We start from the raw sequence: 25,597 nt of genomic DNA on the forward strand, positions 1-25,597 counted from the left end.
CCTACTTGTCGATGTCCCCGACCACGAAGAACATCGACCCCAGGATCGCCACCATGTCCGCCACCAGCGTGCCGGGCAGCAGCTCGGTCAGGACCTGGATGTTGTTGTAGGACGCCGAGCGCAGCTTCAGCCGGTACGGGGTCTTCTCGCCCTTGCTGACCAGGTAGTAGCCGTTGATGCCGAGCGGGTTCTCGGTCCACGCGTACGTGTGGCCCTCGGGCGCCTTCAGCACCTTCGGCAGCCGCTGGTTGATCGGCCCCGGCGCCAGCTCCGCGAGCCGGTCGAGGCAGGCGTCGGCGAGGTCCAGCGCGTTGTGGGTCTGCGCCAGCAGGACCTCGAAGCGCGCGAGGCAGTCGCCCTCGGAGCGGGTGACGACCTCCAGGGTGTCCTGGAGCTCGCCGTAGGCCAGGTACGGCTCGTCGCGGCGCAGGTCGAAGTCGACGCCCGACCCGCGCGCGATGGGACCGCTCACGCCGTACGCGTGCACGGTCTCCGGGGCGAGCGAGCCCACCGCGCGCGTGCGTCCCCGGAAGATCTCGTTGCCCAGCACCAGGTCGTCGTAGACGTCCATGCGCGAGCGCACGGCCGCGACGGCGGCACGCGCGCGTGCGGTCCACCCGGCCGGCAGGTCCTCCTTCAGGCCGCCGACGCGGTTGAACATGTAGTGCATGCGTCCGCCGGAGACCTCCTCCATGACGTTCTGGAGCACCTCGCGCTCGCGGAACGCGTAGAACACCGGGGTGATTCCGCCCAGCTCCAGCGGATAGGAGCCGAGGAACATCAGGTGGTTCAGCACCCGGTTCAGCTCGGCGAGCAGCGTGCGCGTCCACACCGCCCGCTGCGGGACCTCCATGCCGAGCATCCGCTCCACGGCGAGGACCACGCCCAGCTCGTTCGAGAACGCCGACAGCCAGTCGTGGCGGTTGGCGAGCATGATGATCTGCCGGTAGTCCCGCGCCTCGAAGAGTTTCTCGGCGCCGCGGTGCATGTAGCCGATCACCGGCTCCGCGCGCACGATGCGCTCCCCGTCCAGCACCAGCTTCAGCCGCAGCACGCCGTGCGTGGACGGATGCTGGGGACCGATGTTGAGCACCATGTCGGTGCTCTCGGCCGCACCGCCGACACCGACCGTGGTCTCCGTCGTAGGAGTCATGACCCCAGTTTCCCCTACGTACGCTGGCCCCATGGAAACGGGGAGCCGTGAAGAGACCGCGAGACCGGGGAACGAGCCGGTGTGGCGGGGGCTGGAACCGGGGCTGCTGCGCGTGCGCCGGCTGCTGGTGGTCGTGTGGACGGCCGTGCTCGCGGTCGCCGCGGGCCTGCTGCCGGGGTTGCTGGCGGGCCCCGGGTGGGCGGCCTTCACGCTGCTGCCGCCCGCCCTCGCCGCGTGGGCGTGGCGGCTGCTGGGGCGCAACTGGCGCTCCTGGCGGTACACCGAGCGCGCCGACGACCTGCTGATCAGCCGCGGTGTCCTGTGGCGGGAGGAGACGGTGGTGCCGTACGGGCGGATGCAGCTGGTGGAGGTGACCTCCGGGCCCCTGGAGCGGCGCTTCGGACTGGCCACCGTCCAACTGCACACGGCGGCCGCCGCGACCGACGCGACCATCCCCGGCCTGGACCCGGCCGAGGCGGAGCGGCTGCGCGACCGGCTCACCGAGCTGGGCGAGGCCCGATCGGCGGGCCTGTGACCTCCCCGGACCCCGACGGCATACCGGGGCACCCGCCCGTCACCGAACGCCGACTGCACCCGGTCACCCCCTTCCGGCGGGCGTGGGCGCCGGTCGCCGTCCTGGCCGGCTGGGCGGTGCACGACCCGAACGGCACCCAGGAGCAGCTGGCCCGGCTGACCACCACCATGCTCCTGCTGGGCCTGGCCGTCCTGATACCGGTGGCCGGCCTCTACGGCTTCCTGTCCTGGTGGTTCACGCACTTCGCGGTCACCGACGCCGAACTGCGCATCCGCACCGGCCTGCTGTTCCGGCGCACCGCGCACATCCGGCTGGAGCGCATCCAGGCCGTGGACGTCTCCCGTCCGCTCCTCGCGCGCGTGGCGGGCGTCGCGAAGCTGCGGATCGACGTCGTCGGCACCGACTCCAAGGACGAACTGGCCTTCCTCGGCGAGGAGGAGGCGCGCGCCCTGCGCGCGGAACTGCTGGCGCGCGCGGCCGGGTTCACGCCCGAGACGGCACGGGAAGTCGGCGAAGCACCGGCGCACCAGTTGCTGCACGTGCCCCCGCGCGAGCTGGTGCGCGCCCTGCTGCTGACGGGCGCCACCTGGGGCTCGCTGTGCGCCGCCCTCGTCGTACCCACCGTGCTGTGGGCCGTCACGCACAACCTGTGGACGGTGCTGGTCAGCGCCGTTCCGCTGCTCGGCGCGGCCGGCGCGAGCAGCGCGGGACGGTTCGTCTCCGAGTTCGACTGGACGGTCGGCGAGTCCCCGGACGGTCTGCGCATCGACCGCGGGCTGCTCGACCGCGCGCACGAGACGGTGCCGCCCGGCCGGGTGCAGACCGTACGGATCGTGGAACCGCTGCTGTGGCGGCGGCTCGGCTGGGTCCGGGTGGAACTCGACGTGGCCGGGTCCGCGAACTCGGTGCTCATCCCGGTCGCCCCGCGCCCGCTCGCCGAGTCGGTCATCGCGCGCGTGCTGCCCGGCGTGGAGGTTCCCCGGGAACCGGCGTGCTCCCCGCGGCGGGCCCGGTGGTGCCTGCCGGTGTGGTGGCGCGGGCACCGCGTCGCCGTCACCGGCACGGTGTTCGCCACCCGTGACGGCCTGCTGCGCCGCCGGCTCTCACTGGTCCCGCACGCCAAGGTGCAGAGCGTACGGCTCACCCAGGGCCCCTGGAAGCGCCTCTGGCGGCTCGCCGACGTCCACGTGGACACGGGGGCGGGCAAGACCGTGACGGCCCGGCTGCGTGACGCCGGGGAGGCGGCACGACTGCTGGACGAACAGGCGGACCGATCCCGCACCGGCCGCCGGGACGCCCACCCGGACCGCTGGATGACCGGCTGAACACGGGGACCCGGCCACCCCTCGCGGGTGAGCCGGGCCCGGTGCGCCGCGGTGCGCCCGACGTCTCGTGTGCGGGGCCCGGCGGGACCGGCCGCCGGGCCCGGGAGAGCCGACTCCGGCGCCCCTCGTGCCGGACCCGCGTGTACTGGGCCCGCGAGTGCTGGGCCCGCGTGTACTGGCCCCGCGAGTGCTGGGCCTGCGTGCACTGGGCCCTACGTGTACCGGCCCCGGATGTACTGGCCGCGCATGTACTGGCCTGCGTGTGCCGGGCCCTGCGTGTGCCGGGCCCCGCGTGTACTGGCCCCGCACGTGCCGGGCCCCGCATGTGCCGGGCCTCGCGAGTGCTGCGCCCCGCGTGTGCGGGGCCCCGCATGTGCCGGGCCCCGCGTGTGCCGCGCCCCGCGGAGGTTCAGGAAGCCGCGCTGCGCAGGCCCTGGATGTCGATGTGCTGGGTCTCGTCGTGGGCGGTCAGGTCGATGACCTGGCCGACGCCGCGCGACCGCGCGTCGGCGGGCTTGAACTCGCCCTCCGCCTCGGCCTTGTGCACGGCGAGGGCCTCCTGGCCGACGACATCGGCGAGGTCCTCGTTCTGCACGGCGTCCAGCGCGGCCTTCGGGGCGCCCTTCTGGGTGCCGAAGAAGTCGAAGCCGCCCTCGACCACCGGACGCCGCACGGGCGCGGCCGGCACGACGGCCACCGCGGTCGGCACCGTGAAGTGCCCGGCGGGCCGCCGCCCCGCCGGATGCGCGGGCTCGGCCGGTGCGGTCGGGCCGGCGCCCGCGCGCGCGTGGACGCCGGACGCCTCGGGGCGCTCCCGCTCCTCGCCCGACTCGCGTTCCCCGGCCTCCTCAGCCCTGGGGAGACGCTCGACCCCTTCGGGACCTTCGGCCTCTTCGCCCTTTTCGGCGGACGACTTCGAGGCCGGCTCGCTCGGGGAAGCACCGGAGCCGCCCTTCACGGCCTCCGCGGCGCGTTCTCCTTTGGCGACGGGCTCCGCCCCGGCCACCTCGCCGTGCGAGGCCTCGGCCGCGGGAGCGACCGCCCCGGGCGCGTCCGGCACGGCACCGTCCGACTCGGACGCGTCCGGCTCGGCAGCCTCCGGACCGGATGCCTCCGCCGCCTCCGGCCCAGGTGCCTCCGAACCGGCGCCCCCTTGCCCCGCAGCCCGCGTTTCGGAGGACCCGCGCGCGGCCGGAACGTCCCCGACGGCGCTCGCGGCCGGAGCGTCCCCGTCGAACCGGACCAGGGCCGTCAGCGCCCGCTGGTACAGCCGAGCGCCCTCGGGCGAGAACACCGCGTACGGCTTCCCCTCATCACCGTTCATCCGAGATGTCCAGGACATACCCGACACCTCGGAGCCGTCGCCGTCCTCGAAGTCGTCGGCGTCGTCGGAGCCCTGAGCGCCCTCGGAGTTCTCGGCACCCTCAGGCGTCCCGGTCTCCTCGCCGGTCCCCCCGACCGCGTCGCGCTCGGCGCTCCGCGCGGGCGGCAGGGCGGGCGAGGACGAAGGCGAGGGCACGGCCGCCTCGATCTCCAGCAGCCGGCGTCCCTCCAGGGCACTCGCGCGCTCGGTCTCCGCCGTGGCGTACCGGCGCAGCAGGGCCGCGTGCTCGTTGCGCAGGCCCGCCAGTTCGGCCCGCCTGGCGCGCAGCCGCTGCTCCAGCTTGGCGCGCAGCTCGCGGGACTCCTCCAGATCGGTCTCGAGCTCGGCGACCCGTTCCTCGTACCGCCACTCGTCGCTCGCACGCGCGCGGACGAGGTCGGCGACCTGCTTGCCGGCGTGCGTGTCCCAGCGGCGCATCACGACGGCGCCGGTGACCGCGGTCACCGCGGCCGCGGCGGCCAGCGCGCGCAGCACCATGGCCTCGGAAAACGCCCAGGGCCCCAGCGCGCAGACGACGGAGACACCGGCGATCGCCGAGGGAGGCAACAGCCGGTGCAGAGGCGGGGAATGGCGGTGGCGTCCACGTGGCATGGCCAGAAACTTACCGCGCGTAGGCGAATCATGGGCCCCCGCCTCGCAAAAACACGGCCACTTCATGGGCGTCACGGGGCGTCAGGGGCGCGCGGGCTCAGTGGTCGGTGAGCCGCCCGCTCATCCACTGCAGCGTCGCCGGGATCTCGCGCCGCCAGGTGTTGAAGTTGTGACCGCCGCTGCCGAGGATGATCGAGGAGATCCGGGTCCGGTTCGTGGCCTTCACGCGGTCGATGAACTCGAGCGTGTCCTTGTAGTTGTGCTCGCCCGTCCTGCTGCTGGTGACGAGCAGGGAGGTGTCGGGCGCCGGCCGGTGCTTGAGCAGCCACCACAGGTCGGCCCGGTTCCGCAGGTTCTTGTCACCGCGGAAGAGGTCACCGGTCGTGGGGTCGATCGGCGCCCTGTAGTACGGCGACAGGCCCGCGGCGGCCGCGTACGCGCCCGGGTGGTTCATGGCGAGCTTCAGCGCGCAGTAGCCGCCCGTGGAGTCGCCGATGATGCCCCAGCTGCCCGGCCGCTTGCCGACCCGGTAGTGCGCGAGGAGGGCCTCGGGCAGATCCTTCGCGAAGAACGTCTCCGTCTGCGGGCCGCCCGGGATGTCCACGCACTCGGTGTCCCGCGGCGGCGCGACGGTCGGCCGCATCATCACCATGATCATCGGCTGCATGCGCCCGTCGCCGGCGAGCTGCTGCGCGGTGTTCGGGTACTTCAGCTTCTTCACCAGCGACTCGGCCGTGCCCGGGTAGCCGGTCAGCACGACGGCCGCGGGGAACGTACGCGTGCGGTACTGCGGCTGGAAGTACTCCGGCGGCAGGTACACGTACGCCGGGGTGGCGATGTGGGTCTTGCGGCCGACGATGTCGACCTTCTGGATCTGTCCCCCGATCTCCGGCCGCGAGCTGCGCACCCCCGTCACCGCGGACGAGGAGATCACCTGCAGGGGACCGCCGGAGCCGTCGGCCGAGTGGTCGACGACGATCCCCTGATCGGTCTCCTTGCCGAACAGGTCCGCCCAGCTGGCGTAGAAGCCGAAGGCCTGGTTGGCGGCGAGCCCGACGGACGCGAAGAGCGCGAGCTGGGTGGCCAGGAGCAGACCGACCCGGCCGCTGACGATCCGCCAGTCCTGCCGGGCCAGCCGCGGCCACAGCCACACCGTGCCGACGAACAGGACGATGGCGCACACCGCCGCCAGCATCAGCACTTTGTTGCTCGTGAGACCCATGGTCCGTTTCCTGCCTGCGCTTTTTCGGCCCGTGCCGGACCACACTTCGTCGTGCGGACTTGCCCGGGGCTTTCCTTGACCTTTGACCCGACTTTCCAATGGGGAGTGAACCTCTGTCCCCAAGACACCGTCCTAGAGGGCGCAATGTCGCCGGATGCCCGATCGGGCCCGGGTTCAAGGTCTCTCGCAGAACTACGGGATGCGATGTCTGTCAGGATAGATGGGGAAATGTCGGGCGAGGTTCCGGGGGGATCAAGCCGGGCGCGGCGCATACTGCGTGGCCCTCGTGCGGAGGCGGCGCCCGTCCTGGTCGCCAGGGCGGCCGCGCTCGTGGGCGTCCTCGACATCGCCGCGGGGGTGTTCCCGCGCTTCCGGCACAGCCGTATGCATGCCATAGCCGAGGTGCTGCCGGGTTCCTTCGGGCCCTTCGCGGCGGCGCTCTCACTCAGCGTGGGCGTGCTGTTGCTGCTGCTGGCGCACGGGCTCAAACGGCGCAAGCGCCGGGCCTGGCGGGCCGCGGTCGCCCTGCTGCCGGCGGGCGCGGTGGCGCAGTTCGCCTACCGGCACTCGATCATCGGCGTGCTCATCGCCGTCGTGCTGCTGGTACCGCTGCTGCGTCACCGGGACGAGTTCGCGGCCCTGCCCGACCCGCGCAGCCGCTGGCGGGCACTGGCCAACTTCGTCCTGATGAGCGCCGGTTCCCTCGCCCTCGGCCTCGTCATCGTCAACGTCCACCCGGACCGCACGATCGGCGACCCGAGCCTGGCCGACCGGCTCACGCACGTCGTCTACGGCCTCTTCGGCTTCGAGGGCCCGGTCGACTACCAGGGCAACACCTCCTGGACCGTCGCCTTCTCCCTCGGCGCGCTCGGCTGGATCACCGCGGCCACCACCGCCTACCTGGCCTTCCGCCCCGAGCACCCGGCCGCCCGCCTGACCGAGGACGACGAGGAGAAACTGCGCGCCCTGCTGGCCAAGCACGGCCGCCGCGACTCCCTCGGCCACTTCGCGCTGCGCCGCGACAAGGCCGTCGTCTTCTCCCCCAGCGGCAAGGCCGCGGTCACCTACCGCGTCGTCTCCGGCGTGATGCTCGCCAGCGGCGACCCCATCGGCGACGTCGAGGCCTGGCCCGGCGCCATCGAACGCTTCATGGACGAGGCCAAGGCCCACTCCTGGACGCCCGCCGTCATGGGCTGCTCGGAGACGGGCGGCGAGGTGTGGACCCGTGAGACCGGCCTCGACGCCCTGGAGCTGGGCGACGAGGCGGTGGTCGACGTCGCGGATTTCTCGCTCGCCGGACGCGCGATGCGCAACGTGCGCCAGATGGTCAAGCGCATCGAGCGGGCCGGCTACGAAACCCGGGTACGGCGTGTCCGTGACCTCGGAGAGGCCGAGCTGGAGCGCATCCGCCGGGCGGCGGAGGACTGGCGCGGCACCGACACCGAGCGCGGCTTCTCCATGGCGCTCGGCCGGATCGGCGACCTCGCCGACTCCGACTGCCTGATCGCCACCGCCCACAAGGCCGACGACGACCGCGGGGAGTACGGCGACCTGAAGGCGATCCTGCACTTCGTGCCGTGGGGCGAGGACGGGGTCTCGCTGGACCTCATGCGCCGTGACCGCAGTGCCGACCCCGGCATGAACGAGCTGCTGATCGTCGCCGCCCTGCAGGCCGCTCCCAAGTTCGGCATCACGCGGATCTCGCTGAACTTCGCCATGTTCCGCGCCGCCCTCGCGCGCGGGGAGAAGATCGGCGCCGGTCCGGTGCTGCGCGCCTGGCGCGGGCTGCTGGTGTTCCTCTCGCGCTGGTTCCAGATCGAGTCGCTCTACAAGTTCAACGCCAAGTTCCAGCCGCGCTGGGAGCCCCGCTTCGTGGTCTACCGGGCCTCCGCCGACCTGCCCCGCATCGGCTTCGCCGCCATGCAGGCGGAGGGCTTCGTCACGCTCGCCCTGCCGCTGCCGCGTTTCCTGCGCCGGCACCGGGCCGCCACCGGGCGCCCGTGCGCGCACGCCATGGCCGAGCGGGACGTCAGAGCGGCCTGAGCCCCCTGGACGGGTACGGCGCCCCCAGCGGGCCCGGGCGGACGTTCCACCCCCTCCAGCACAGGGACTTCCGCCCGGGCCACCCCCGCGGTCACCGCGCCACCGACCCGCCCCGACCCGGCCCAGGACCCGGCGCGCGTCGGCCGCGGTCCGGCGGAGCCTAGGCTGGAGGCATGACTAGCTTGTACGGGCGGGGCCACGTCACAGGACTTCCCCCATGGGACCGCTGCGCGGTCATGGGTGTGGTCAACGTGACCCCGGACTCGTTCTCCGACGGCGGCCGCTGGTTCGACACGACGGCCGCCGTCAAACACGGTCTGGAACTGGTCGCCCAGGGCGCGGACCTGGTCGACGTCGGCGGCGAGTCCACCCGGCCCGGCGCCACCCGCGTGGACGAGGACGAGGAACTCCGGCGGGTCGTCCCCGTCGTGCGCGGCCTCGCCTCCGAGGGGGTCGTCGTCTCCGTCGACACCATGCGCGCCTCGGTCGCGGAACGGTCCCTGGCGGCCGGCGCCGCCCTCGTCAACGACGTCAGCGGCGGTCTCGCCGACCCCGCGATGATCCCGGCGGTCGCCGACGCGGGAGCCCCGTTCGTCGTCATGCACTGGCGCGGCTTCCTCCAGGGCGGCAACGTCAGGGGCGCCTACGACGACGTCGTGGCCGAAGTCGTGGACGAACTGCACGCGCGCGTGGAGGCCGTTCTGGCGGGCGGCGTCGCCGCCGACCGCATCGTCCTCGACCCGGGCCTCGGCTTCTCGAAGGAGGCGGGGCACGACCTCGCCCTCCTCGCCCACCTGGACCGCCTGCGCGTCCTCGGCCACCCTCTGCTGGTCGCGGCCTCCCGCAAGCGGTTCCTCGGCCGGGTCCTCGCCGGCCCCGAGGGGGCGCCCCCGCCCGCCCGGGAGCGCGACGCCGCCACCGCCGCCGTCTCGGCGCTCGCCGCGCACGCCGGCGCATGGGCGGTGCGGGTGCACGAGGTGCGCGCCACCGCGGACGCGGTACGGGTCGCACGCGCCGTCGAGGGCGCCCGCGCGGACGCACCGGAACCCGGCGGGAAACCCGGACACGGGGCGCACGGCACCGATCACGCGCCCGGCGCCACCGGCGAGCGCGGGGCGGAGGGCCGGCGGTGAGCGCCCCCCATACCGACGTGGAGCAGGTGGAGGGCGCCAACACCGCCTTCTACGAGGCACTCGAGCGCGGCGACTTCGACGAGGTCTCCTCGCTCTGGCTGACCCCCTCCGACCTGGGCGTCGACGAGGAGTACCACGATCCCGCGGACACCGGCGTGGTCTCGTGCGTGCACCCCGGCTGGCCGGTCCTCACCGGCCGCGGCGAGGTCCTCAGGTCGTACGCCCTGATCATGGCGAACACCGACTACATCCAGTTCTTCCTTACCGACGTCCACGTCTCCGTGACCGGCGACACCGCGCTCGTGTCGTGCACGGAGAACATCCTCAGCGGCGGCCCGGCCCCGGAGGAAGGCGCGGAGCTGGGTCCCCTGGTCGGCCAGCTCGTGGTCGCCACGAACGTGTTCCGGCGCACCCCCTCCGGCTGGAAGCTCTGGTCGCACCACGCCTCACCCGTCCTGACCGAGAGCGACGAGGACGAGGACGGTGACGAGGGGGACGCCGTGAACGGCGTGGACCCGGGCGACGGCCCCCTCGCCTGAGCGGGCGCACGCCCCGGCGGCCGCCCGGGAAAGGATCGTGCGGCACAGAAGTGGTTGGAATCACCTACCCCCGGGTATGAGCGGCTACCACCCCATGAAGCCCCCGGGTTCCCCCGGGGAAACACGGAGTGAACCTCCAGGTCCCGGTCGGACCCTCCGCCCCCGCGGCCCGGCTTCGCCGGTGCCCGCAGGTAGATTCGTCTGAGGCCGGTGTACCGCCCGCACGCGGTACGGACCGGTCGTTCCCGACGATTGCAGGAGTGATTCGCGTGGATCGTGTCGCGCTGCGCGGCCTCAAGGCCCGCGGGCACCACGGCGTGTTCCCCAAGGAGCGCGAGGAGGGCCAGACCTTCATCGTCGACCTCGTGCTCGGCCTGGACACCCGGCCGGCCGCGGCGGACGACGACCTGGCGAAGACCGTGCACTACGGCATCGTGGCCGAGGAGGTCGTGGCCGTCGTCGAGGGCGAGCCGGTGAACCTCATCGAGACACTCGCCGAGCGGATCGCCCGGACCTGCCTGAAGCACGAAGGGGTCCACGAGGTGGAGGTCTGCGTCCACAAGCCGGACGCGCCGATCACCGTGCCCTTCGACGACGTGACCGTCACCATCACCCGGAGCCGAGTATGACCCGACCTTTCGCCCAGGGTCACAGCGACCCGACCGTCCAGCCGGTGCCCGCCTCGGTCGTCGAGAGGGTGGACGCCGCCGACACGACACTGAGCAACCCCAAATGGGCCGTGATCTCCATGGGCGCCAATCTCGGCAACCGCCTGGAGACCCTCCAGGGAGCCGTCGACGCCCTGGAGGACACGCCGGGCGTGCGGATCAAGGCCGTGTCACCGGTGTACGAGACCGAGCCGTGGGGCGTCGAGCCCGGCAGCCAGCCCTCGTACTTCAACGCGGTCGTGCTCCTGAAGACCACCCTGCCCCCGTCCTCCCTGCTGGAGCGGGCGCACGCCGTCGAGGAGGCCTTCCACCGCGTCCGCGACGAGCGCTGGGGCCCGCGCACCCTGGACGTCGACATCGTCGCCTACGCCGGCGTCACCTCCGACGACCCGCAGCTCACCCTGCCCCATCCGCGGGCCCACGAGCGCGCCTTCGTGCTCGCCCCGTGGCACGACGTGGACCCGCAGGCCCAGCTGCCCGGCCGCGGCCCCGTGGCCGATCTCCTCTCGGCCGTCACCCGGGACGGCGTCGAGGCGCGCGGGGACCTGGAACTCCGACTGCCCGAGTAGTCGTTAAGGTCAGGACGACCAGGATCCGGGAGCGGTCCGGGGGAACTGAAGGGACACCGTGAGAGAACTGCGCATCAGGGTGCTGATCGGCGTGTTCGTCGTGGCCGGCATCTTGTCCTGGGCGGGCGCCCGCCTCTGGAACTCGATCGGGACACTCCCCAGCGTCCCCCTGGCCGCCCCCGTCGTCCTCGCGCTCATCGCGGTGGTCCTGCTGTCGACCGCGCTCTCGCTGCGCGCCCGGCTCAGGGCCCAGCGCGAGCGCCGCCCCGGGGCCAAGGGCGTCGATCTCCTGATGGCCGCGCGTGCGCTCGTCTTCGGCCAGGCCAGCGCCCTGGTCGCCGCCCTCGTCGCCGGCATGTACGGCGGCACGGGCGTCTTCCTGCTGGAACTCCTCGACATCCCGGCCCGCCGCGACCAGGCCGTCTACGCCGGCTTCTCGGTCCTGGCGGCCCTCGCCGTGATAGCGGCGGCCCTGTTCCTGGAGCGGGTCTGCAAGCTTCCGGAGGACGACGACCAGAACAAGCCGGGCGCGGAGCCGGTGGCCTGATCGCCGCCTGATCGCGCTCGCCGCGCGGCGAAGCTTCGGAGGCGAAGGCTCCCGCCCGCTCAGCGCGCCATGATCAGGCTCATGGCCTCGTTCCGCGTCGCCGCGTCCCGCAGCTGGCCGCGCACGGCGGACGTCAGCGTCTTGGCGCCCGGCTTGCGTATGCCGCGCATGGACATGCACATGTGCTCGCACTCGATGACCACGATGACGCCCCGCGGCTCCAGGATCTCCATCAGGGAATCCGCGATCTGCGTGGTGAGACGTTCCTGCACCTGCGGGCGCCGCGCGTAGACGTCCACGAGACGGGCGAGCTTGGACAGGCCGGTGATCTTCCCGGTGACGGCCGGGATGTAGCCGACGTGGGCGACGCCCCGGAACGGCACCAGGTGGTGCTCACAGGTCGAGTACACCTCGATGTCCTTCACCAGGACCATCTCGTCGTGCCCCACGTCGAACGTGGTCGTGAGCACGTCCTCGGGCCGCTGCCACAGCCCCGCGAAGATCTCCCGGTACGCCCGCGCCACCCGGGCCGGCGTCTCCTTCAGACCCTCGCGGTCCGGGTCCTCACCGACCGCTATCAGCAGTTCCCGTACGGCGTTCTCGGCGCGCTTCTCGTCGAACTCACCGATGGTGCCCTCACCGTCCAGCGTCACGGGGTCGGTCATCTGGTTCCTCGTTCCTGTGCCTGTCACGCGCCGGGCACGCGTGCTGTCCGCGGACATGCGAAACGCCGCGCCCCCAGGCTAGAACCTCGGGGGGCGCGGCGTGCATTCCGGGCGGCCGGCCGGACGCTCAGCTCTCGGGGCGGTCCTCCGGGGTCTGCTCCGTCACCGGGGCGGACTCCGCGGCGGTGGACTTGGCCGTGCTGATCGCGGCCGCCGTGCCGTTCGCGCCGTTGGTCAGTGCCAGCTCCTTGGGGGAGAGCACCGGCGGGCGGGTGGACGGGGTGCGGCGGGAGGATCCGGTCCAGGCGGGCCGAGGCGGGCGCTTGACGATCGGGGCGAAGATCTCCGCGATCTCCTCCTTGCCCAGGGTCTCCTTCTCCAGCAGGTGAAGGACGAGCTGGTCGAGCACGTCGCGGTTCTCGACCAGGATCTCCCAGGCCTCGTTGTGCGCCGTCTCGATGAGCTTCTTGACCTCTTCGTCGACCAGCGCGGCGACCTCTTCCGAGTAGTCGCGCTGATGGGCCATCTCACGGCCGAGGAAGGGCTCGCTGTTGTCGCCGCCGAACTTGATCGCGCCGAGCCGCTCGGTCATGCCGTACTGCGTGACCATCGCGCGGGCCAGGTTGGTGGCCTTCTCGATGTCGTTGGCGGCACCGGTGGTCGGGTCGTGGAAGACCAGTTCCTCGGCCGCGCGGCCGCCCAGCATGTAGGCGAGCTGGTCGAGCATCTCGTTGCGCGTGGTCGAGTACTTGTCCTCGTCGGGCAGGACCATGGTGTAGCCCAGGGCGCGGCCGCGGGACAGGATCGTGATCTTGTGCACCGGGTCGGAGTTCGGCGAGGCCGCCGCGACCAGGGCGTGACCGCCCTCGTGGTACGCGGTGATCTTCTTCTCCTTGTCCGACATGATCCGGGTCCGCTTCTGCGGGCCCGCGACCACACGGTCGATCGCCTCGTCCAGCGCCTTGTTGTCGACCAGCTTCTGGTCACCGCGGGCGGTGAGCAGAGCGGCCTCGTTCAGCACGTTGGCGAGGTCGGCGCCGGTCATGCCGGGGGTGCGGCGGGCGACGGCGGCGAGGTCGACGTCCGGGGCGACCGGCTTGCCCTTCTGGTGAACCTTGAGGATCTCCAGACGGCCCTGCAGGTCCGGCGGGTCGACCGCGATCTGCCGGTCAAAGCGGCCGGGGCGCAGGAGGGCCGGGTCGAGGATGTCCGGGCGGTTGGTGGCGGCGATCAGGATGACGCCGCCCTTCACGTCGAAGCCGTCCATCTCGACGAGCAGCTGGTTCAGGGTCTGCTCGCGCTCGTCGTGACCACCGCCGAGGCCGGCGCCGCGGTGGCGGCCGACCGCGTCGATCTCGTCGACGAAGACGATCGCCGGGGCGTTCGCCTTGGCCTGCTCGAACAGGTCGCGGACCCGGGAGGCACCGACACCGACGAACATCTCGACGAAGTCGGAACCGGAGATCGAGTAGAAGGGGACGCCCGCCTCGCCGGCGACGGCGCGCGCGAGGAGCGTCTTGCCGGTACCGGGGCGGCCGTAGAGCAGCACGCCCTTGGGGATCTTGGCGCCGACGGCCTGGAACTTGGCCGGCTCCTGCAGGAACTCCTTGATCTCCTGGAGTTCCTCGACGGCCTCGTCGCAGCCGGCGACGTCGGAGAAGGTCGTCTTCGGGGTGTCCTTGGTGATGAGCTTGGCCTTGGACTTGCCGAAGTTCATGACCCGGGAGCCGCCGCCCTGCATCTGATTCATCAGGAACAGGAAGACGACCACGATGAGGACGAAGGGCAGCAGCGAGAGCAGGACGCCGAGGAACGGGTTCTGCTTGGACGGCGACACCGTGTAGCCGTCCGGGATCTGCTTGTCCTGGAACTTGGTCTGCAGCGTGCCGGCGATGGTCACGCCCTGGTCGCCGATGTAGCTCGCCTGGATCTTCGAGCTGCCATCGACCTTGGTGCCGTCCTTGAGCGTGACCTTGATGCTCTGTTCGTCACCGGTGGTGAGCTTGGCCGACTCGACCTTGTTGTTGTTGATCGCCGCCACGACTTGGCCGGTGTCCACCGTCTTGTAGCCGCCGGACGAGCCGACGACCTGCATCAACACGACCACGGCAAGGACGGCCAGCACGATCCACATGACCGGCCCACGGAAGTATCGCTTCACGTCCATCCATACGGAGCGGTGTCGCCCCGTCCCTCCTGCCACAGTGAGTTTGATAAGACAGTTCTTCTGACGGTACCCCAGCATCGATGCCCGAAGCCGCACGAAGCCGCTTCGACGACCGGGAAACCCGTCTCTCCTGCTTCAACGGCACGGAACCCGCCTGGGTTCCCGATCACCGCGCCGGGCTTGGGCCGACTGGCTCAGCCGCCGGCCCGGGGCCGGCGTCAGCCGCCGTAGACGTGGGGCGCGAGCGTACCCACGAACGGCAGGTTGCGGTACTTCTCGGCGTAGTCGAGGCCGTATCCGACGACGAACTCGTTCGGGATGTCGAAGCCGACCCATTCGACGTCGATCGCGACCTTCGCGGCGTCCGGCTTGCGCAGCAGCGTGCACACCTTGAGGGTGGCGGGCTCGCGGGAGCCGAGGTTGTTGATCAGCCACGACAGGGTCAGGCCGGAGTCGATGATGTCCTCGACGATCAGGACGTGCCTGCCCTTGATGTCCGTGTCGAGGTCCTTCAGGATCCGGACCACACCGGAGGACTGGGTGCCCGCGCCGTAGGAGGACACCGCCATCCAGTCCATGGTGAGGGGGGTGGACAGCGCCCGGGCGAGGTCCGCCATGACCATCACCGCGCCCTTGAGCACGCCGACGATGAGCAGGTCCTTGCCCGCGTACTCCGCGTCGATCTTCGCGGCCAGCTCGGCCAGCTTCGCGTCGATCTCTTCCTTGGTGATGAGCACCCGCTGGAGATCGGCACCCATGTCTTTCGCGTCCACCCGCATCACTTTCGGTCGTCCCGCACTTACGGCCGCATGCACGGCCTCCGGCTGCCCGGCCGGCCGCCGGAGGGTCGCTCCGGGAGGTCGGGATTCAGCCTTGCCGAATCACCAGTCTGCCACCCTGCCGCCGGGCGCTGACTTTGCCCGGGAGGTTGATGGCCCCCTGGCCGCGCCAGCCGGTGATCAGACGGTCGACTTCCTCGATGTGCCGGGCGAACAGCGAACCGGCCGGGGCGCCGGCCTCGATGGCGGCCCGGCGCAGGATCCGGCGGCGCACGGCGGGCGGCAGCGCGTAGAGCTTGGCGCACTCCAGCAGCCCCGCGGCGTCCCGTACGGAGGCCTCGGCCTGGCCGGCCCAGGCGTCGAGGGCGTCGGCGTCGTCACGGGAGAGCTGGGCGGTGCGGGCGAGCGCTTCGACGACGCCCTTGCCGAGTGCCTTCTCCAGGGCGGGCAGGCCTTCGTGCCTGAGCCGGGAGCGGGTGTAGGCGGGGTCGGCGTTGTGCGGGTCGTCCCAGACGGGCAGGGACTGGACCATGCAGGCCTTGCGGGCGGTCTGCCGGTCGATGTGCAGGAAGGGGCGCCGGTAACGGCCGCCGGCCCCCGAGACCGCGGCCATTCCGGACAGGGAGCGGGTGCCCGAGCCGCGGGCGAGACCCAGCAGGACGGTTTCGGCTTGGTCGTCCCGGGTGTGCCCGAGCAGGACCGCGGCCGCGCCGTGCCGTTCGGCCGTCGCGTCGAGGGCGGCGTAGCGGGCGTCCCGGGCGGCGGCCTCGGGGCCGCCGGCGCGGCCGACGGTCACGGCGACGGACTCGACCGGGTCGAGGCCCAGCGCGCGCAGGCGCAGGGCGACCTCGTCGGCGCGGAGGCCGGAACCGGGCTGCAGGCCGTGGTCGACGGTCACGCCGCCGGCGCGGAGGCCGAGCCTCGGGGCCTCGAAGGCGACGGCGGAGGCGAGCGCCATGGAGTCGGCACCGCCGGAGCAGGCGACGAGCACGAGCGGGGAGGAGGGCCGCTCGGCCGCCCGGTCCGGATGCCGGCCGGCGGTCTGCCCGTCCGGGAGCGTGCCGGAGGACTGGTGGTCGTTCAGGATGTCGTGGAGGACGCGGCGGACCGCCAGGCGTATCGCCGCGACCGCAGGATGGGGACCCATGTCCGGTTCCCTTCATGAAGTTTTCGGGGGGTGAGCCCGACGTCGGTCACTCAGAGTGTGTCGATGGTGACAGAACCGGGCCGTTCCCTGAGCATTGCACGCCTACCCATGGCTCACGGTCCCTCGGACGGGTGATTGGAGGGGCGTTCTCCTGCCGTCGGCCGGATTCCTCACACGACTCCCCCGTACCGTTCACGCCTCCGGCTAGCGGTGCACGCGCGCGACCCAGTCCGCCGGTTTGGCGATCTCCGCCTTGGTGGGCAGGGTGTTGGGGGAGGTCCACACCCGGTTGAAGCCGTCGATGCCGACCTCGTCGACGACGGCCCGCACGAAGCGTTCGCCGTCCCGGTACTGCCTGAGTTTGGCGTCCAGACCCAGCAGCTTGCGCAGGGCCTGGTCCAGGCGCGAGGCACCCTTGGCGCGACGCTGCTGGAACTTCTCGCGGATCTCGGCGACGGTCGGTACGACGCCGGGGCCGACGCCGTCCATGACGAAGTCCGCGTGGCCCTCCAGCAGGGACATCACCGCGGTGAGGCGGGCCAGGATCTCGCGCTGGGCGGGGGTCTGCACCAGTTCCACGAAGGAGCGGCCGCCGTCCTCCTCCTCGCCCTCGGGACGGCCGCCGGCGAGGGACTGGGCGGCGTCCCGGATGCGCTCGAGGAAGGTCATCGGATCGACGTCGGTCTCCGCCAAGAACGACTGGATTTCGCCCTCGAGATGGTCGCGCAGCCAGGGGACGGCCGTGAACTGGGTGCGGTGGGTCTCCTCGTGCAGGCACACCCACAGCCGGAAGTCGTGCGGGTCGACGTCCAGTTCGCGCTCGACGTGGACGATGTTGGGGGCGACGAGCAGGAGGCGGCCGCCGCCGTTCGCGCCGGCGGGCAGATCGCGGGTGGCCGGGGCGAACGTCTCGTACTGACCGAGGACGCGGGAGGACAGGAACGACAGCAGCATGCCGAGTTCGACGCCGGTGACCTTGCCGCCGACGGCGCCGAGGACGGCGCTGCCGGGGTTGCCGCCGCGCCGTTCCTGCATCTTCTCCAGCAGCGGCTTGAGGACCTCGCGGAAGCCGGCCACGTTGGCGCGGACCCAGCCGGGGCGGTCGACGACGAGCACGGGGGTGTCGTGGATCTCGTCGGTGCCCATCCGGGTGAAGCCCCGGACGTGTTCCTCCGCCGCCTTCGCGTGCCGGCGCAGCTCGGCGACGACGGCGCGCGCCTCGTCGCGGCTGACGTCGGGGCCCGGCCTCACGAGCCGTGTCGCGGTCGCCACCGCGAGGTTCCAGTCGACCATCCCGGGCGATGTGATGCCACCGAAGCCAGTCATGCGTCAACGGTACGTGAGCGTTCCCACTTGGGGCAGGGCGTGGGACTCGGGCAGCCGGCCGGGGTGTTGCCGTCGCACCGGCGGAGGGGGCCGTTCCCCCGCCCGCGCCGCCGCTTCGCGCCGCCGGGTCCGCGCCGCCCGGCTGCCGCTCGCGGCCTGGCCGGGCGCGGTCTCAGCGGCAGCCGCACGCCGCCAGCGCCGTGGCCGCCTTGTCCAGCGCCGACTGGGCCTGCAGGGGGTCGGTCGTACCGGAGGCCAGGAAGGCGAAGGCGAGGAGGTGGCCGTCGGTGTCGACCACGGTGCCGGCCAGGGTGTTCACGCCGGTGAGGGTGCCCGTCTTGGCGCGGACGACGCCGGAGGCGCCGTCGCTGTAGCGGTGGGTCAGGGTGCCGGTGAAGCCGGCGACGGGCAGGCCGGTGAGGACGGGACGGAGACCGGGCCGGGCCGGGTCGCCGGCCTTGACCAGGAGAGCGGTGAGGAGGTCCGCCGTCAGCCTGTCGCTGCGGTCGAGGCCGCTGCCGTCGTGGAAGACGGCGCCGGACATCGGCAGGCCGAGCTTGGTCAGCTGGACGACGATCGCCCGGGCGCCGCCGTCGAAGCTGGCGGGCCGGCCGCTCGCGAGAGCCGTCTGGCGGGCCAGTGCCTCGGCGATGTCGTTGTCGCTGTTGGTCAGCATCCGCTCGACCAGGGCGGACAGCGGGGGCGAGGAGGCGGTGGCGAGCGTCTCGGCGCGGGAGCTGGCCTTGGAGGGGCCCGGGGACGTCGTCGTGATGCCGGCGTCCCGGAGGTAGGCCGCGAACCTGGCGGCCGCGTCCGCCGCCGGATCGCCCACACGGGCCGCCGGACCACTGGCGGAGCCGTCCGTGCGGCCCTCGTCGACGATCAGGGCGCTGACGGCGGCGAGGTTGTCGTTGACGCCGATGGAGTGCAGGGCGGGGCCGGAGTAGAGGGTCGCGTCGTAGGAGAGCGTGATCTCGGCGATGCCGCGTTCGTGGAGTGCCTCGGCGGTGTCGGCGGCGAGGTCGCGCAGGCTCGCCCAGCCGCCGGTCGCGCGGTGGGCGGTGAGGGTGGGATCGCCGCCGCCGACCAGGACCAGTTCGCCCGTGTCGGGTTCCAGGGCGGTGCGGGTGGTGAGGCGGTGGTCGGCGCCGAGGGCGGACAGGGCGGCGACGGCGGTGGCGATCTTGGTGGTGGAGGCGGGGGCGAGGGCCCTGCCGGCGCCGGCGCCGTACAGGCGTTCGCCGGTCGTCACGTCGACGACCGCCGCGGCGCGGCCGCCGCCCAGCGCGGAGGCGCCCAGGAGCGGCTCCAGGACGTCGGACACGGCTTTCCCGCCGGGACCGGCCTTCTTGGTGCCGACGGCGTTCGTCGTGCCGCCCAGACCCGTCAGGACCGGTGCGGCACTCGGCGCGGGCCGTGCCGCCGCCGCCCCGTCCGGGCCGCCGTGATCTACGCCACCTGACCGCTCCAGGGCGACCGCCCGGTCCCGCTCGGCCGTACGCTGACCCGTGGCGTCCCAGGGGCCTGCCACGGTCACCACGCCGGCGGCCAGTGCCAGGCCCGCGGTCACGGCGCCCGCGGTGTACCGCCAGGTCCTGACGGTCCGCGATCGGGGGAGGTGCGCAGACCGGAGCCGCAGAGCGTTCGCCGACCGCGCGAGCCGCGGCCGAGCGGCCGTCACGGCGCGCGCCAGACGCGGTCGTACGGCGTTCGCGAGCCGCGCCACCTGCGGTCTCGCGGCTCGCCAAGGCCTCAGCTCTGGCACGAACACCAGCCCCTTTCGCGATCACACGTCTGCGTGAGGGACACTTAACCACCAGAACTATGTGTTGATCATGGAGGAGCCACCGGTGGAGTTCGACGTCACGATCGAGATCCCGAAGGGTTCGCGCAACAAGTACGAGGTGGACCACGAGACCGGTCGGATCCGCCTGGACCGTCGCCTCTTCACCTCGACCGCCTACCCGACCGACTACGGCTTCGTCGAGAACACCCTCGGCGAGGACGGCGACCCGCTGGACGCGCTGGTCATCCTGGACGAGCCGACCTTCCCGGGCTGCCTCATCCGCTGCCGCGCCATCGGCATGTTCCGTATGACGGACGAGGCCGGCGGCGACGACAAGCTGCTGTGCGTCCCGGCCACCGACCCGCGTGTGGAGCACCTGCGCGACATCCACCACGTGTCGGAGTTCGACCGCCTGGAGATCCAGCACTTCTTCGAGGTGTACAAGGACCTGGAGCCCGGCAAGTCGGTCGAGGGCGCCAACTGGGTGGGCCGTACGGACGCCGAGGTGGAGATCGAGCGCTCGTACAAGCGCTTCAAGGACACGGGCGGCCACTGACCGGCCGGTTTGTCGTGCGCGGGCCGCGGCACCCTGTGGGGTGGCGCGGCCCGTTTGCGTGCGATGCGCATACTGAGGCGTACGGAAGGTGTAGTTCAGGGAGGGTGCGAGGTGGCGGAGGCGGTGACGGAGGCGGAGGACCGTAAGCCCCGGTCGGACGAGGCGCGGTACGACCCGGAGATCACCTCCGAGTTCGCCGTCCCGAAGGGCCTGGACGTCCCCAGGGCGGGTGGTGAGCCGGAGACGACCTCCGAGTTCGCCGTGCCCGAGGGGCTGGAGACGCCGCAGCCGCAGAGTCCGGAGGCGGAGGGGTCGGCGTTCAGCACGCCGCACACCTACAGCGCCCGGTCCGCGCCCGGGGCGTTCACCCCGGCCGCCGGGGTGCCGCTGGTCAGCCTGGTCAAGGACGCGCCCTGGCAGGACCGGATGCGCGCGATGCTGCGGATGCCGGTGACCGAGCGGCCCGCCCCCGAGCAGGTGCAGCGCGTGGAGGAGGAGGGTCCGGCCGTTCCGCGCGTGCTCGACCTGACCCTGCGTATCGGGGAGCTGCTGCTGGCGGGCGGCGAGGGCGCCGAGGACGTGGAGGCCGCGATGTTCGCGGTGTGCCGGTCCTACGGCCTGGACCGCTGCGAGCCCAACGTCACCTTCACCCTGCTGTCGGTCTCGCACCAGCCGTCGCTGGTCGAGGACCCGGTGACGGCGTCGAGGACGGTACGGCGGCGGGTCACCGACTACACGCGGCTCGCGGCCGTGTTCCGGCTGGTGGCCGACCTGACCGACCCGGAGACCCATGTCTCGCTGGAGGAGGCCTACCGGCGGCTGGCGGAGATCCGCCGCAACCGGCACCCCTACCCCGGCTGGGCGCTGACCGTGGCCGGCGGCCTGCTGGCCGGTGCGGCCTCCGTGCTGGTCGGCGGTGACCTGATCGTGTTCGTCGCGGCCGCGCTGGGCGCGATGCTCGGCGACCGGCTCGCGTGGCTGTGCGCGGGGCGGGGGCTGCCGGAGTTCTACCAGTTCATGGTGGCCGCGATGCCACCGGCGGCGATCGGTGTGGCGTTCGCGCTGGCCCACGTGGACCTGAAGGCCTCCGCCGTGGTCACCGGTGGGCTGTTCGCGCTGCTGCCGGGGCGGGCACTGGTCGCGGGCGTCCAGGACGGCCTGACGGGTTTCTACATCACGGCCTCGGCGCGCCTGCTGGAGGTCATGTACTTCTTCGTCGGCATCGTCGCCGGGGTGCTGGTCGTCCTGTACTTCGGCGTGAAGGTCGGCGGCAAGCTGAACCCGGACGCGGCGCTGGGGCTCTCCAACCGGCCGCTGCTGCAGATCGCGGCCTCGATGCTGTTGTCGCTGACCTTCGCGGTGCTGCTCCAGCAGGAACGCTCCACCGTGCTGTGGGTGACGCTGAACGGGGGCGTCGCGTGGTCGGTGTACGGCGCGATGCACTACGCCGGGAACATCTCGCCAGTCGCCTCCACGGCCGTGGCGGCGGGGCTCGTGGGCCTGTACGGGCAGCTGTTGTCGCGGTACCGGTTCGCCTCCGCGCTGCCGTACACCACGGCGGCGCTCGGGCCCCTGCTGCCCGGTTCCGCGACCTACTTCGGGCTGCTGTCCATCGCCCAGAACGAGATCGACAAGGGGCTGGTGTCGCTGGCCAAGGCCGCGTCACTGGCCATGGCCATCGCCATCGGGGTCAACCTGGGATCGGAGATCTCCCGGCTCTTCCTGCGGGTCGGCTCCGCCGGCAAGCGCCGGGCCGCGAAGCGCACCAGGGGCTTCTAGGCCCCGGGGGCCCGCCCCCCGTCAGTGGTTGCGGTGGTCGTACGGGTACTGGTTCTGGCCGTACCGGCCCTGGTCGTACTGGTTCTGGCCTTGGTCGTACTGGTTCTGGTCGTACTGGTTCTCGGGCCGGCCGTACTGGTTCTGACCCTGGTCGTACTGGTTCTGACCCTGGTCGTACTGCTGCTGGTACGGCTGCTGGGCGTACGGCTCCTGCGGGTACTGCCGGCCGTACTGCGACTGCGGGGTGTCGTAGCCCTCGTTCCAGTACTGGTCGGGCTGCTGCGGCTGCTGCTCCCGCCGCTGGTACGACTGCTGCTCCTGCTGCTGGTACGGCTGCTGGTGCTGGTGGCCGTACGGCTGCTCCGGCGCGACGGGGCGCAGGCGGGTCGTGGCGTCGTCCATGACCGGGGGCTGCTGGTACTGCGGGGCCTGCGGGGTCCGGGGCCGCTGCGGGGCCTCGGGCGCCGGCTGCGCGGCCGCCTTCCGGCTCTTGCCGCGCGCGCGGAGGAACTCGATCGCGATCGGGACCACCGACACGAGGACGATCAGGATGAGGATCGCCTCGATGTTCTTGTTCACGAAGGGGATGTTGCCCAGCCAGGAGCCGAGCAGCGTGACGCCCGCGCCCCACAGGACGCCGCCGATGACGTTGAAGGTCAGGAACGAGCGGTACCTCATCCCGCTGACGCCCGCGATGATCGGCGTGAACGTCCGCACGACGGGGACGAAGCGGGCCAGGATCAGGGACTTGGGGCCGTACTTCTCGAAGAACTCGTGCGCCTTGGTGACGTTCTCCTGCTTGAACAGGCGCGAGTCGGGGCGGTTGAACAGGGACGGCCCGACCTTCTTGCCGAACATGTACCCCGCCTGGTCGCCCAGGACGGCGGCGGCGCAGATCAGGGCGATCGCGGCCCACAGCGGGAAGTCCAGCTGGTGGGACGTGATCAGCAGACCGCAGGTGAACAGGAGCGAGTCACCCGGCAGGAAGAACCCGATGAGCAGCCCGGACTCGGCGAAGACGACGAGCAGCAGGCCCCAGATGCCGTACGTCTGGAGCAGATGGTCGGGATCCAGCCAGCTCGGGCCGAGGGCGAGTGTCATCACGGGTCCGGGCTCCTGAAGGGGTGAAGGCGGCGACGGCTCCCTGTGGGGGCCGTACAAAGCTATCAACGTGCGGTGACCGCCCCAGGTTCCACCGGTGCCCTCAGGATGCCCTGTGCGAGGCGCCGGACAAAGCCGTGCCCCACGGGCCCCGGCGACCGAACGGTGACCCACGGGACCCGGCGACCGAACGGTGACCCGTGGGCCCCGGCGACCGAACGGTGACCCGTGGGCCCCGGGATCGAGCGGTGACCCGTGGGCCCGGCGACCGAGTGGTGACCCGTGGGCCCCGGGATCGAGCGGTGACCCGTGGGCCCGGCGACCGAGTGGTGACCCGTGGGCCCCGGGATCGAGCGGTGACCCCTGGGCCCCGCCCCGGCGACCGCGGCGGCGGCCGGGATCAGGCGGAGGCCGTGCGCCGGTCCGCGTTGGCGAGGATCGCGTCGCGCAGGTGCCCGGCGAATCCCGGGCGCATGGCCTCGTAGTACGCCGTGAAGCGCTCGTCGGAGACGTACATCTCGGCGAGGCACCGGTGCATGGCGTACGGGCACTCGTAGAACCACCTGGAGATGTGCTGCCGGTGTTCCTCGGCGAGATCCGCGGCGGCCTCACCGGCCGGCGGCTCCCCCGCGGCCAGCAGGGCGACGTACCGCTCGTTCCAGTCGTCGGCCTCGGCCCGCAGGCGCTTCCAGTCCTCCTTGGTGTAGCGGGACGCGCGGCGCTGTGACTCGGCGTACGCCGCCGTGTCCCCCCAGCGCTGCTCGGCCTCCTCGCGGTACTGCTCGGGATCGTTGCCGCCGAAGACCTCGAACCGTTCCTCGGGTGTGAGATCGATGCCCATCGTGCGTGCCTCCAAGGCGTGTTCCACGGCCGCGGCCATCCGCTGCAGCTTCTCGATCCGGGCGGTCAGCAGTTCGTGCCGGCGGCGCAGGTGCGTGCGCGGGTCCGCTCTTCCGGTCGCCTGGTCGTCGAGCAGGGCCGCGACCTCGTGGAGCGGGAAGCCGAGCTCCCGGTAGAAGAGGATCTGCTGGAGCCGGTCGAGATCGGTGTCGCTGTAGCGCCGGTGCCCGGCGTACGTGCGCTCGCCCGGTGCGAGCAGGCCGATCTCGTCGTAGTGGTGCAGGGTGCGCACCGTGATTCCGGCGAACCCCGCGACCTCTCCCACGGAGTAGCTCACTTTCCGCTCCTTGTCGTCGGTGGAGCACCAGGCTGAGGCCTCACGCCACGTGAGGTGCAAGCGCGATTCCGTTCGGGATGTTGGGTGCGTTTTGTCCGTTTATGGTGAGCCCGTGGCCCAGGAGACCGAGCAGCAGGCGCCGCCGACCGCTTCGACGGCACCGGCACGGGCGCTGCTGCCGTTCATCCTGCCCGCCGCCGTCGTGGGGGTGGCCACGAGCCTGGTCTTCGTCGGGGTGAGCTCGGCCGCGGAGCAGCTCCAGCACGTGTTGTGGGGGCCCTTGCCGGACGCCCTCGGCGTGGGCCGGTACTCGGTGCTGTGGATGTTCGCGATGCTCGTCGCGACCGGGATCGCCGTCGGGCTGGTGGTGTGGAAGGTCCCCGGCCACGCCGGTCCCGACCCGGCCACGCTCGGCCTGAACGCCCCGGTCCTGCCGCCACTCGTGCTGCCGGGCCTGCTGCTGGCGACCGCGCTGATGCTGGCGGGCGGCCCGAGCCTCGGCCCGGAGAACCCGATCATCGCGGTGAACGTGGCCCTCGCGGTCTGGGTCGGGGGGCGCCTGATGCCCCGGACCCCGGGCACCCTGTGGCCGGTGCTGGCGGAGGCGGCGACGATCGGCGCGCTGTTCGGCACGCCGGTGGCGGCGGCGCTGGTCATTTCCGAGGCGCTGGCCGGACAGCCGATGCGCGGGCGGCTGTGGGACAACCTCTTCGCGCCGCTGACCGCGGGCGCGTGCGGGGCGATCACGACCACCCTGGTGGCCCATCCGACCTTCGACCTGGGCCTGCCACCCCTGGGGCACCCGCGCTGGCAGGACGTGGCGGCCGCCCTGGTGGTCGCCCCGGCGGCCGCCCTGCTCGGCATGTGCGCCGTCTACGCCTTCCCGCACGTCCACGCGGGCTTCCGGCGGCTGCGGCACCCGCTGCTGATGCTTCCGGCGGGCGGGGTCGTCCTCGGGGCCCTGGCGGCTGCGGGCGGGCATCTGACGCTGTTCAAGGGGCTGTCGGAGGTCGGTGAGCTGGCCCGCGATCCCGGGGGCTGGTCGGCGGGACAGTTCGCCACGATGGCAGTGGTGAAACTGGCCGCGCTGGTCGTCGCCGCGTCCTGCGGTTTCCGGGGCGGCCGGATCTTCCCCGCGGTCTTCGTCGGTGCCGCGCTGGGCCTGTGCGCCCACGCCCTGGTGCCGGCCGTCCATCCCTCGCTGGGGGTGGCGACGGGCGTCCTGGGCATGCTGCTGGCGATCACCCGGCAGGGCTGGGTGAGCCTGTTCACCGCCGCCGTCCTGGTCGCCTCGCCCGCCATCATCGCGGTGCTGTGCATCGCCTCGCTGCCGGCCTGGCTGCTCGTGACCGGCCGTCCGCAGATGCAGCTGCGGGCGGACGGCACCCCTGTCCGCTGACCCTCA

The 25,597-nt window shown here is 72.3% G+C and carries 22 protein-coding genes; 11 read left to right on the forward strand and 11 right to left on the reverse strand.

What is annotated here, in order from left to right; all coding sequences use genetic code 11:
• Position 1 precedes the first annotated feature (1 nt).
• The gene (locus ABVB68_RS14695) at positions 2-1,153 is read right to left on the reverse strand and encodes an NADH-quinone oxidoreductase subunit D (protein WP_353601432.1); all 1,152 of its coding nucleotides are present in this window, start codon (positions 1,151-1,153) and stop codon (positions 2-4) included.
• Positions 1,154-1,184: 31 nt separating this feature from the next.
• Between ABVB68_RS14695 and ABVB68_RS14700 the strand changes: the two genes are divergently transcribed.
• Both ABVB68_RS14700 and ABVB68_RS14705 read left to right on the forward strand, forming a co-directional pair.
• Entirely contained in the window at positions 1,185-1,688 is a 504-nt protein-coding gene (locus tag ABVB68_RS14700) for a PH domain-containing protein (RefSeq protein WP_353601433.1), read from the forward strand.
• On the forward strand, positions 1,685-3,013 hold the full coding sequence (locus tag ABVB68_RS14705) for a PH domain-containing protein (protein ID WP_353601434.1): 1,329 nt from the start codon (positions 1,685-1,687) through the stop codon (positions 3,011-3,013). The genes ABVB68_RS14700 and ABVB68_RS14705 overlap by 4 nt, the downstream gene beginning before the upstream one ends.
• A 409-nt stretch (positions 3,014-3,422) precedes the next feature.
• Here the strand turns inward: ABVB68_RS14705 and ABVB68_RS14710 are convergent, their stop codons facing one another.
• The gene (locus tag ABVB68_RS14710; protein WP_353601435.1) at positions 3,423-4,988 is read right to left on the reverse strand and encodes a hypothetical protein; all 1,566 of its coding nucleotides are present in this window, start codon (positions 4,986-4,988) and stop codon (positions 3,423-3,425) included.
• A 97-nt stretch (positions 4,989-5,085) separates the two neighbouring features.
• Positions 5,086-6,210 (reverse strand): alpha/beta hydrolase, encoded by a 1,125-nt coding sequence (locus tag ABVB68_RS14715; RefSeq protein ID WP_353601436.1) that lies wholly within the window; start codon positions 6,208-6,210, stop codon positions 5,086-5,088.
• 228 nt (positions 6,211-6,438) lie between these two features.
• Here ABVB68_RS14715 and ABVB68_RS14720 point away from each other — a divergent pair, with 228 nt between their 5' ends.
• From ABVB68_RS14720 to ABVB68_RS14745, 6 genes are all read left to right on the forward strand, one after another.
• Positions 6,439-8,253: a phosphatidylglycerol lysyltransferase domain-containing protein gene (locus tag ABVB68_RS14720; protein ID WP_353601437.1), complete on the forward strand. Its 1,815-nt coding sequence runs from the start codon at positions 6,439-6,441 to the stop codon at positions 8,251-8,253.
• A gap of 173 nt (positions 8,254-8,426) precedes the next feature.
• On the forward strand, positions 8,427-9,386 hold the full coding sequence (gene folP, locus ABVB68_RS14725; RefSeq protein ID WP_353601438.1) for a dihydropteroate synthase: 960 nt from the start codon (positions 8,427-8,429) through the stop codon (positions 9,384-9,386).
• Positions 9,383-9,925 carry a nuclear transport factor 2 family protein gene (locus ABVB68_RS14730; protein ID WP_353601439.1) on the forward strand — a complete coding sequence of 181 codons (543 nt, stop codon included), beginning with the start codon at positions 9,383-9,385 and terminating at the stop codon, positions 9,923-9,925. Before folP ends, ABVB68_RS14730 begins: the two co-directional genes overlap by 4 nt.
• Before the next feature lie 269 nt (positions 9,926-10,194).
• Complete coding sequence (gene folB / locus ABVB68_RS14735) at positions 10,195-10,554, forward strand: dihydroneopterin aldolase (RefSeq protein ID WP_353601440.1); 360 nt, start codon at positions 10,195-10,197, stop codon at positions 10,552-10,554.
• Positions 10,551-11,162: a 2-amino-4-hydroxy-6-hydroxymethyldihydropteridine diphosphokinase gene (gene folK, locus ABVB68_RS14740; protein ID WP_353601441.1), complete on the forward strand. Its 612-nt coding sequence runs from the start codon at positions 10,551-10,553 to the stop codon at positions 11,160-11,162. Before folB ends, folK begins: the two co-directional genes overlap by 4 nt.
• 58 nt (positions 11,163-11,220) lie before the next feature.
• Entirely contained in the window at positions 11,221-11,709 is a 489-nt protein-coding gene (locus ABVB68_RS14745) for a DUF3180 domain-containing protein (RefSeq protein ID WP_353601442.1), read from the forward strand.
• Between the two features lie 59 nt (positions 11,710-11,768).
• Here the strand turns inward: ABVB68_RS14745 and folE are convergent, their stop codons facing one another.
• From folE to dacB, 6 genes are all read right to left on the reverse strand, one after another.
• Complete coding sequence (gene folE / locus ABVB68_RS14750) at positions 11,769-12,374, reverse strand: GTP cyclohydrolase I FolE (RefSeq protein ID WP_353601443.1); 606 nt, start codon at positions 12,372-12,374, stop codon at positions 11,769-11,771.
• A 127-nt stretch (positions 12,375-12,501) separates the two neighbouring features.
• Positions 12,502-14,541, reverse strand: coding sequence for an ATP-dependent zinc metalloprotease FtsH (ftsH, locus tag ABVB68_RS14755; RefSeq protein ID WP_353601444.1), 2,040 nt, complete (start codon positions 14,539-14,541; stop codon positions 12,502-12,504).
• Between the two features lie 218 nt (positions 14,542-14,759).
• Entirely contained in the window at positions 14,760-15,320 is a 561-nt protein-coding gene (hpt, locus tag ABVB68_RS14760) for a hypoxanthine phosphoribosyltransferase (protein WP_353601445.1), read from the reverse strand.
• 88 nt (positions 15,321-15,408) lie between these two features.
• On the reverse strand, positions 15,409-16,467 hold the full coding sequence (gene tilS / locus ABVB68_RS14765) for a tRNA lysidine(34) synthetase TilS (RefSeq protein ID WP_353601446.1): 1,059 nt from the start codon (positions 16,465-16,467) through the stop codon (positions 15,409-15,411).
• Between the two features lie 204 nt (positions 16,468-16,671).
• Complete coding sequence (locus ABVB68_RS14770; protein WP_353601447.1) at positions 16,672-17,793, reverse strand: Rv3626c family coenzyme F420 biosynthesis-associated protein; 1,122 nt, start codon at positions 17,791-17,793, stop codon at positions 16,672-16,674.
• A 172-nt stretch (positions 17,794-17,965) separates the two neighbouring features.
• Positions 17,966-19,564: a D-alanyl-D-alanine carboxypeptidase/D-alanyl-D-alanine endopeptidase gene (gene dacB, locus ABVB68_RS14775; RefSeq protein WP_353601448.1), complete on the reverse strand. Its 1,599-nt coding sequence runs from the start codon at positions 19,562-19,564 to the stop codon at positions 17,966-17,968.
• A gap of 79 nt (positions 19,565-19,643) precedes the next feature.
• Here dacB and ABVB68_RS14780 point away from each other — a divergent pair, with 79 nt between their 5' ends.
• A complete protein-coding gene (locus tag ABVB68_RS14780; RefSeq protein WP_353601534.1) occupies positions 19,644-20,135 on the forward strand; it encodes an inorganic diphosphatase in 492 nt (163 codons plus the stop codon).
• 123 nt (positions 20,136-20,258) lie between these two features.
• The gene (locus tag ABVB68_RS14785; protein ID WP_353601535.1) at positions 20,259-21,914 is read left to right on the forward strand and encodes a threonine/serine exporter family protein; all 1,656 of its coding nucleotides are present in this window, start codon (positions 20,259-20,261) and stop codon (positions 21,912-21,914) included.
• Between the two features lie 21 nt (positions 21,915-21,935).
• Here ABVB68_RS14785 and ABVB68_RS14790 read toward each other — a convergent pair whose 3' ends face one another.
• Both ABVB68_RS14790 and ABVB68_RS14795 read right to left on the reverse strand, forming a co-directional pair.
• On the reverse strand, positions 21,936-23,018 hold the full coding sequence (locus ABVB68_RS14790) for a DedA family protein (RefSeq protein WP_353601449.1): 1,083 nt from the start codon (positions 23,016-23,018) through the stop codon (positions 21,936-21,938).
• Between the two features lie 397 nt (positions 23,019-23,415).
• Positions 23,416-24,192, reverse strand: coding sequence for a MerR family transcriptional regulator (locus tag ABVB68_RS14795; protein WP_353601450.1), 777 nt, complete (start codon positions 24,190-24,192; stop codon positions 23,416-23,418).
• A gap of 112 nt (positions 24,193-24,304) precedes the next feature.
• Between ABVB68_RS14795 and ABVB68_RS14800 the strand changes: the two genes are divergently transcribed.
• The gene (locus ABVB68_RS14800) at positions 24,305-25,591 is read left to right on the forward strand and encodes an ion channel protein (RefSeq protein WP_353601451.1); all 1,287 of its coding nucleotides are present in this window, start codon (positions 24,305-24,307) and stop codon (positions 25,589-25,591) included.
• Positions 25,592-25,597: the final 6 nt, after the last annotated feature.

It is taken from the genome of Streptomyces sp. NPDC096012, from assembly GCF_040426375.1.
Lineage (GTDB): Bacteria > Actinomycetota > Actinomycetes > Streptomycetales > Streptomycetaceae > Streptomyces.

Excerpts from the sequence above, each read along its gene's own strand:
- ABVB68_RS14695 (WP_353601432.1), bottom strand. The coding sequence starts at position 1,153 with ATGACTCCTACGACGGAGACCACGGTCGGTGTCGGCGGTGCGGCCGAG.
- ABVB68_RS14700 (WP_353601433.1), top strand. The coding sequence starts at position 1,185 with ATGGAAACGGGGAGCCGTGAAGAGACCGCGAGACCGGGGAACGAGCCG.
- ABVB68_RS14710 (WP_353601435.1), bottom strand. The coding sequence starts at position 4,988 with ATGCCACGTGGACGCCACCGCCATTCCCCGCCTCTGCACCGGCTGTTG.
- ABVB68_RS14715 (WP_353601436.1), bottom strand. The coding sequence starts at position 6,210 with ATGGGTCTCACGAGCAACAAAGTGCTGATGCTGGCGGCGGTGTGCGCC.
- ABVB68_RS14720 (WP_353601437.1), top strand. The coding sequence starts at position 6,439 with ATGTCGGGCGAGGTTCCGGGGGGATCAAGCCGGGCGCGGCGCATACTG.
- folP (WP_353601438.1), top strand. The coding sequence starts at position 8,427 with ATGACTAGCTTGTACGGGCGGGGCCACGTCACAGGACTTCCCCCATGG.
- folK (WP_353601441.1), top strand. The coding sequence starts at position 10,551 with ATGACCCGACCTTTCGCCCAGGGTCACAGCGACCCGACCGTCCAGCCG.
- folE (WP_353601443.1), bottom strand. The coding sequence starts at position 12,374 with ATGACCGACCCCGTGACGCTGGACGGTGAGGGCACCATCGGTGAGTTC.
- ftsH (WP_353601444.1), bottom strand. The coding sequence starts at position 14,541 with ATGGACGTGAAGCGATACTTCCGTGGGCCGGTCATGTGGATCGTGCTG.
- hpt (WP_353601445.1), bottom strand. The coding sequence starts at position 15,320 with ATGCGGGTGGACGCGAAAGACATGGGTGCCGATCTCCAGCGGGTGCTC.
- tilS (WP_353601446.1), bottom strand. The coding sequence starts at position 16,467 with ATGGGTCCCCATCCTGCGGTCGCGGCGATACGCCTGGCGGTCCGCCGC.
- ABVB68_RS14770 (WP_353601447.1), bottom strand. The coding sequence starts at position 17,793 with ATGACTGGCTTCGGTGGCATCACATCGCCCGGGATGGTCGACTGGAAC.